This window comes from Vibrio sp. OPT18 (genome assembly GCF_015163615.1).
Taxonomy (GTDB): domain Bacteria; phylum Pseudomonadota; class Gammaproteobacteria; order Enterobacterales; family Vibrionaceae; genus Vibrio; species Vibrio coralliirubri.
In genome coordinates, this window is sequence record NZ_JADDYK010000053.1 from 248776 (window position 1) to 256086 (window position 7311).

General features: G+C 43.7%; 6 protein-coding genes and 1 pseudogene. 2 read left to right on the plus strand and 5 right to left on the minus strand.

All coding sequences use genetic code 11. The features are described 5' to 3' along the window. A pseudogene (locus IQQ51_RS27145) lies at window positions 1-264 on the minus strand (AraC family transcriptional regulator); the annotation flags it as partial. A gap of 169 nt (window positions 265-433) precedes the next feature. On the opposite strand from IQQ51_RS27145, the gene IQQ51_RS14440 reads away from it, so the two are divergent. Together IQQ51_RS14440 and IQQ51_RS14445 are read left to right on the plus strand one after the other, a co-directional pair. Then, the gene (locus IQQ51_RS14440; protein WP_193841435.1) at window positions 434-1447 is read left to right on the plus strand and encodes a DUF2804 domain-containing protein; all 1014 of its coding nucleotides are present in this window, start codon (window positions 434-436) and stop codon (window positions 1445-1447) included. An 87-nt stretch (window positions 1448-1534) separates the two neighbouring features. After that, window positions 1535-2383 carry a sterol desaturase family protein gene (locus IQQ51_RS14445; protein WP_193841436.1) on the plus strand — a complete coding sequence of 283 codons (849 nt, stop codon included), beginning with the start codon at window positions 1535-1537 and terminating at the stop codon, window positions 2381-2383. Window positions 2384-2512: 129 nt separating this feature from the next. On the opposite strand, the gene IQQ51_RS14450 is transcribed toward IQQ51_RS14445, so the two are convergent. From IQQ51_RS14450 to IQQ51_RS14465, 4 genes are all read right to left on the minus strand, one after another. Next, complete coding sequence (locus tag IQQ51_RS14450; RefSeq protein ID WP_228012869.1) at window positions 2513-3337, minus strand: hypothetical protein; 825 nt, start codon at window positions 3335-3337, stop codon at window positions 2513-2515. Between the two features lie 190 nt (window positions 3338-3527). Further along, window positions 3528-5966, minus strand: a complete 2439-nt coding sequence (locus tag IQQ51_RS14455) for a carboxypeptidase-like regulatory domain-containing protein (RefSeq protein WP_193841437.1) — start codon at window positions 5964-5966, stop codon at window positions 3528-3530. Between the two features lie 47 nt (window positions 5967-6013). Further along, window positions 6014-6724 carry a molecular chaperone gene (locus tag IQQ51_RS14460; protein WP_193841438.1) on the minus strand — a complete coding sequence of 237 codons (711 nt, stop codon included), beginning with the start codon at window positions 6722-6724 and terminating at the stop codon, window positions 6014-6016. Beyond that, window positions 6721-7158 (minus strand): DUF4402 domain-containing protein, encoded by a 438-nt coding sequence (locus IQQ51_RS14465; protein WP_122082941.1) that lies wholly within the window; start codon window positions 7156-7158, stop codon window positions 6721-6723. Before IQQ51_RS14465 ends, IQQ51_RS14460 begins: the two co-directional genes overlap by 4 nt. Window positions 7159-7311 lie beyond the last annotated feature (153 nt).

A 7311-nucleotide genomic window follows, 5' to 3' on the forward strand; every position in this document is an offset into this window, starting at 1 on the left:
GCTCAAGCTAGCGTGCTCTCCCATCCAAAGCCCCAAGCCATCGTGAGGAAAACTCTGATTAGCCGCGCTAAATAACGCAAGTTTATCAGCGTAAGTCAGCTTTCCATTCGGGTCTCGCCAATCCATGTTCGGCAAACCCACATCATTGAGTAGCCTTTCAATATCGACGCCTCGTTGCTCTAGCGTATTTAACAGCAGCGCGATATCTAATGTACCCAACTGATGCCGATGTCCGGTTGGCTTATACTCCGCAATAATATCCAATCGAATCTCCTTATATCTAACCCCTTCCCATAAACATGACTACTCAGCTTCAACAACACTGCTAACAAAATCGTGATTGCTCACGCGCTATTGTCCGAATATGACCTCCCAATTCTACGCTACTCATCGCACAATGGCTTTAATTGTTAAATTTATGTGAACCATCGCAATGATAAAAACTAACCCTGCCCCACACAGTTTGATTGATTCTAATGGTCAGCCGATCATTGGGCATTTCGATGGCATTCCAAAGCACCTGAACATCGAGAACTTTGACTACCGAAACTCGATGGATGCAAAAGCAAATCTTTGGCAGAAGCACTTCCACTACAAGCAATTCCAGTTTGTCAGCATCGTCTCCGACACGCACATTATCGGCGTAGCTATCGCGGATATTCGCTATTTAGGCTCGGCATTTTGTTATCTGTACGATATTGAAAACAACCATCTAGAAGAGTCATCTTGGTTGAGGCCATTAGGGTTTGATAAACAAGTTACCGCTTCGCCATTTGACGGCACGACAAACATTGCAGGCCAAAGCATCACCTTTAATATTGAAGGCGGGCAATGGCAAGTTCGCTTGAATACCAAACTCATCAAGGCCGATATCGCTTTAGAGCCTAAAGCCGACAGCTTGCCCTTGGCGATGTGCAGCCCAACGGGTTATTCAGGTTGGACTTACACCCAAAAGCACAATGCTTTGCGCATCAGCGGTGAAATCCAAATCAAGGGAGAATCACTCGTTCTCGAACAAGCTCGTGCCGGTTATGACTTTTCAGCGGGCTACATGAGACGTGAAACCAGTTGGCGCTGGGCAAGCATCAATACGCAATCTAATGGCACAGGTATTGGCCTAAACCTCGCGGCGGGCGTTAATGAAACCGGAGGCTGCGAAAACGTGTTATGGGTAAATGGAACCAGACACTTGCTTAACCCGGTACAGTTTACGTTCAGTCGCCAAAACACGAACTTGCCTTGGCAGATAACATCACAAGATGGACGTATAAACCTGACCTTCACGCCCTTAAATAACCGCAGCGAAAAGCTCAATTTATGGCTGTTAAAGAGTAACTTTCGTCAGTTCATTGGTCACTTTTCTGGCTCGATTGAAGACAACAATGGAGTGACACATCAACTCGATGGTGTTCTTGGCCTTACAGAAGATCACTTTGCTCGCTGGTAGCGAAATTCTGCTAACTGAATCTCAGACGATCAAGTCTAAGTAAGCTTGATACTAAGAACGCGTATGGCGTCTCAACAAGGATAAAACATGAATATCGACGCATTAATCAATCACCCAGAATGGCTACTGCTGGTATTAACGCCCTTGTTCATTGTGTGCATGTTGGCTGAGTATTTTATCGGTCAGAAGCAAGGTCGACTGCCTGATAACTCGAGCTATAAACTTTCAGAAGTGATGTGTAACTTCACGCTGGCAGGAATGCATCAACTCTCCGATTTGCTCACCGGGTTATTGGTCGTGCAGTTGTATCTTTGGATGTTTGGTTGGCGCTTAATGGATATTGAAATGGGCGTGCTGAGTTTTGTTGTATTGATGGTGTTGCAAGACTTTTGCTATTACTGGTTTCATAGAGCAAGCCATCGTGTTCGCTGGATGTGGGCAGCACACGTGGCACACCACAGTTCAGAAAGCATGAACTTCAGTACGGCTTTCCGTCAAAGCTTAATGTATCCACTTGCTGGGATGTGGCTTTTCTGGATACCGTTGGTCATCATAGGTTTTGACCCTAAGTGGGTCATCTTTGTGGTGCTTCTGAATCTGGGGTTACAGTTCTTTGTCCATACACAATGGATACGAAGCTTGGGGCCACTTGAATACATCTTTAATACCCCTTCGCATCATCGAGTACATCACGGCAAAAACCCGCAATACATCGATAAGAATTACGCCGGCGTTTTGATCATTTGGGATAAATTGTTTGGTACGTTCGAGCCTGAGATTGAAACCGTGCGTTACGGCGTCACCAAGCCCGTAAACAGTTTTAACCCGATAATCGTCACCTTTCAAGAATGGAAGGCGATATTCAAAGATTTGAAGAACCGAGAGTTAACCATGAAACAGAAAGTGCGATTGATACTCTCGCCTCCCTCGGATTAAACAGGAGGGAGTACCAGCTAACGAATCAAAAATATAACAATACCTTAAACACTTTGAATCGAACGTAGGTAACAAGGTCAAACATAATAGTCTCATTGCCTACGAAACATTGTAGCGAGTTAAACGTGGCTAAAAAGCAAACGAAACACCGAATTGCACTACGTTTTCTTCAAAATGGTCTGAGTCAAACGCCTTATTATTATGACGATATTCAACGTATGGTTGAAGATCAGTATCGGTATAAGTTAGTCGAGCCTCGTAATGAAGATTCGTATCATTGTCTTGAACTAAGCTCGATTCCAACTGTTTTTGAACAACATAATTATACGAAAATACGGCAACATGCCCTAACTCATAATTAAAGCCAGCATCTAATCGGGCAACTTGGCTATTTGCAGACGAGTGGTCGTATTCATGGTGATGGTCATTGTACATATAACCATCATGTCCAGAGATTGAAGTTTTACTGTTGCCGTAATCGTATCCAATACGACCATTCAATGTTAGCTCATGGTTGACTTGATAATCCGCACCGAAACGAGCACGAATCTCATTGCTGTCGTTGTAACCACCTTGAGCGTATGCACCGTATGCAAACAACCCTAATTCGTCAGTAGGCTTAAAATAATGACCAGCACCTACTTGGTAGAAATCATGAGCACCTGTTTCACCTTCCGCATAGAGAAATAAACCGGTTTCATCCATCCATACCGCTTCAATACCGTAAGATTGTTCTGTGTCTGAGCTACCATGACCATGATGCTCTTCATTAGCGACATACACATCAATCTGCGATCCATTTGATATATCGACGTTGCCGTGAGCATGCACAGTAATCGGCGTAATCAGAGATGCAGCTAAAATAGCTAATGAGATTTTTGGTAGCCCATGTCTAACGATTGCAGTTTTCGAAGGGATGATTGTTTGATTGTTTCTATGGCTTAATACAGACATTGCATAACTCTTTTGTATGGGTAACGTGCGTATTATAGGGTTACTGTACTTATGAAAAAGAGCGTCAACTTAAGTTAAAACCTCAGTTTCATTTATGTATTAGCTCATTAATTCTATTTGCAGAGTCAGAATAGATAAGGAAATACTGTAGTTTAATTCGCGTGTGCTCAACCGAAGCTAACAGCAAAGATCAATACACCTTATGAAAATCGATGAGGTTGAATGTGAGGTCGCTTACCCAGAAATCGCCGTTCAAGTCGGCACCTTGCACGTATCGCTTGTCTCCCATTTCTAAAGTCACAATGTATTTGCCCGCTATCAGCCCCTCTACCATGTAAAAGCCATCGCTCTCAATCTCGCTCGAATACTCGGTGCCTTTCTGGATATGTTTAAAGTGCAGATAAGCACTGTTTTCTAGGTCACCTTCTACCGTGCCATCGACGCCAAATGACACCACCATTTCGATATGAGCATGAGTTAGTCCGACTTGCTTAGTATTTACAAACACAGGGTTTTGAATCGGTGTCAGGTTAAGGTCGAGCGCCCCTTCATCAATATAGATAGGTAGATTATCTCGAGCTGGAACACTTGAGAATTCAAATCGGCCTTTTGCATCACTGACCGCTCGTTGGTCCAAGATTTGAAGGCTTACACCTGGTATGGGCTGTTTGTGGTGATCGTAAACAATGCCCGTCAGCTTAGAATGGTTGTATCGATTCCACTCAACAAACTCACCAATGCTTTCATCAAAGTAAGTCTTCGCGCCGAATTCGGTTGTCATCTCAACACCGTATCGGTCTTCGGTTCCTTCAAACTTAAAGAGTAAGTAAGGGTTCACACGAGCTTCTAAGGAAGCCGTAAACGAAACTTCCTGTTTCTGATAGCGAGCCGATACGTTGGTCGTGAGTTCTTGAAAAACCTCCAACGGATCTAACAGACACTCTTTACAGGCATTTCTTAAAGACAGTTCTGTTCGTTCATGATGACCAGAGCCATCAACGGTTCCTGAAATATTCCACGACGTATCTGAGAAACCGCTTTTGGCCAAACCAATAGTGTGTAGATAGTCTTCTTGGTGAGAAGCTTTGGTATATCGATAATCACCGGCGTATGAGACAAACAGATTACGAGCCACTTTCGAGTTAAGCTTAGGTTCAACGCTCAATTCGTCGTCATCATCTCTCACCGTTAAAAAGGCTGTTAGGTTTGCAAGCGACAGGTTGTATTTGAAAACATCGTATTCCATTGACTCTAAGTCCAATTCATCGGTTTTATTGAGCTCTATCGATGCCGACTGATCGCCGTTGATCAAGATATCAAACTCCATTGGAAAACGATTGAACTCTGGTAGCCAACCAATATGGCCCGCAAACCAGTGCGCTGGTAAATATCTTCCTTGAACGCCAATCAGGTCTTTGCCATGCTGCCTCATAAAGGCGCTACCCACGGTGAAGTAATCGGCAACCCCATATTCAAGTGACACTGCACCCGCTCGGTCTGCACCTTCATTTCCCACCACTTGAACGCCCCACTCGTTGCTTGGTAGAAATGCATCTTCTAAACCGGCAACGGTGATCTCTTCTTCCTGCCAGACACCTTTCGACAAGTAGTAGCGAAACTTGATGGTGTCACCAGGGGAAATATTGTCTTCTTCAACAACGAAGCGTCCAAACTCATCAGAGCGATAAGTGGTTTGATAGATGCCATTAACCAAAACATCGATGTTGATGTTAGGTTGAGTGGTTCGTTCAAGTTGAAGGTTGCCGAACTCTGTCTGTCGCTTTCGATTGGTGTAATAGAGCCCGTCTTCGAGGGTTTGATTCACGGTAAAGACGCTGCCATCTAATAACACATGGCCGACTTCCAAAGACCCTTCGCCGTCATGTGCTTCAACCGCAATGTTGTAATAAACGATGGGGTTATCTTCTCGTGAATCAATCGACAAGCGAGACAAGGAGTGTTCAGTGCTTAATATGGTGTCTGAGATTGCGTATACATCACCGCCAGTTTCACTGTCGTGATAAACAGAAGCCGCTAACCGAGTCGCCAAACCCACAGCGGCAACAGGTTCGAAAGCTGGCGTGTTTTCAGCTCGTTTGAGATCCTCGGCCTTCTTACGTGATTCATTTTTCATCTTAGAAATAGCCGCTTCCAACTCAGTCAATGAGCTGAATTCTGGAGAAACGGTGAGCCGGTAATCATCAATATCCCAACGCACTTTAGCCGGGATACAAGCTTGTAAGCTGTACCAATGAATGAAAGTTTCTGAGTCGATGACTTGATATTTGATCGACTGGATATTGTTGTCATCGCGGTAGCAGATGGCTTGTTCAGTATCAACAATATACGGCGGAGATTCTCTGCCCACATCTTGTGGCAAGTACAATTCGCAATATCCGCTTTCATCACACTGACCATTCATTTCGAGCAGATAAAAAGCGGCATTAGATATCGAAATAAAGGGCTCTTCGTAGTCATCCATCATGACACGATAAAAGCTATCCCCGGCTTTCCCGACTCGAACTTCAACATGGGCTGGATAGAGCTCGCTCGCCTCACTTTCTTCTTCAGATTGCGAATACGCATCAAAAGGAAACAATGAAGCAAGCAAAAAGAGTCGCCAAAGCATGCAATTGAACACTAGCCTTTAAAGATTCTGAGACAATGAAACGAACGCTACAGAACACATTCGTACAGAGGCTGTTCGTTCTGAACCAGTGAGATCTTCGAGCCTTTTGGGAAAGGCTTAGTTAGTTCAGCATTACGAAGTAGCACCACTTTTTCGCTATGCTCATCGACATTCAATTTTGCAGTAAATTGAAAGTTACCATCGTTACGAATCTTGATGCTTTGGTTGTCACACGTAAACTTAACATCTTGTACCTGCTCACCTTTCTGAACATAAACAGGCACATAACTGTTGATATGAAAGTTCAGTTGAAAGGCTGAACCGTCACTGTTGGTTTTACTTGAAGATAGCGCAATGTCCGATAACTCTGCGGCTTTTGCTATTGGGGAAAACCACAAGTAAGCACGATATTCACCATCAGCCATGTCAGCAGGCAGAGCATTCATACGTAAGCGAACCGTGCGTCTTTGATTGGGTTTAAGTTCTCGAATTATTGGTGGTGACACTTTAATCCAACTCGCGATGTCTTCCGTTTCAGCAATATTAGCGTCAGTTCTAACCAAGCCACTCGCCTTTACAGGGCGATAAATCGGTTTTATCTCCAAGCGAATCGGTTGATCTGAGTTATTTTCGACGACGATTTTTTCAGTCACCGAAGTGTCGGCATCCAAAACAAAACGAGTCGGAGCGATGAGTAGCTGAGCATAGGCTTGTGCTGTGAAGATTAAGCCGAGAACACATGAGATAAACAACTTCATTTATAATTGACCTCAAAAGGGATTGTACTGGTGTAAAGGCCTGCGGGGTGGTTAGCGCCGATTTTCACTTTCGCACCAATACACAATAATTTGCTTCTTCCATTCCCTTTGATTTTGGCTCTACCGCGCTTGGATAAGCCACAACCAAAATAAAACTTTCTAATACGCAGGCGCTTGGATTTACGAGAATGATTTAGGTATTGCTTGGAAGGGAGAGAAACCACGATTTTTTTACCCGGCTCACCTTCAACATAAAAACGAACTACATAAACCTGACTATTAGCTGGGTTTGAATCCGCATTCTGACCCGATCCAGAGATATACATGCCTGGAAATTTCACTTCCATATTCTCAGGAATAATTTCTAGCGCATGAAAAGGGCTAGAATAAAAAATCAGACTGATATAAATCGTGTATTTTAATAGAACACTCATAGTAAATACGGCTGCTTTGCAACAGCCGTAATATTATACTGGTTTCATTTGTTTATGGCGTTGTTGATCAAATCAGCTTGAAGATCAACGATGCCATATTTGACTAGCCGTTAGCTTCTAACGGGCATACCTAGTCCTATGACTTTGTTTATA

Bases quoted from the DNA above. Each gene is read 5' to 3' on its own strand.
- IQQ51_RS14440 (WP_193841435.1), top strand. From the start codon at position 434: ATGATAAAAACTAACCCTGCCCCACACAGTTTGATTGATTCTAATGGT.
- IQQ51_RS14445 (WP_193841436.1), top strand. From the start codon at position 1,535: ATGAATATCGACGCATTAATCAATCACCCAGAATGGCTACTGCTGGTA.
- IQQ51_RS14460 (WP_193841438.1), bottom strand. From the start codon at position 6,724: ATGAAGTTGTTTATCTCATGTGTTCTCGGCTTAATCTTCACAGCACAA.
- IQQ51_RS14465 (WP_122082941.1), bottom strand. From the start codon at position 7,158: ATGAGTGTTCTATTAAAATACACGATTTATATCAGTCTGATTTTTTAT.
- IQQ51_RS14455 (WP_193841437.1), bottom strand. From the start codon at position 5,966: ATGCTTTGGCGACTCTTTTTGCTTGCTTCATTGTTTCCTTTTGATGCG.
- IQQ51_RS14450 (WP_228012869.1), bottom strand. From the start codon at position 3,337: ATGTCTGTATTAAGCCATAGAAACAATCAAACAATCATCCCTTCGAAA.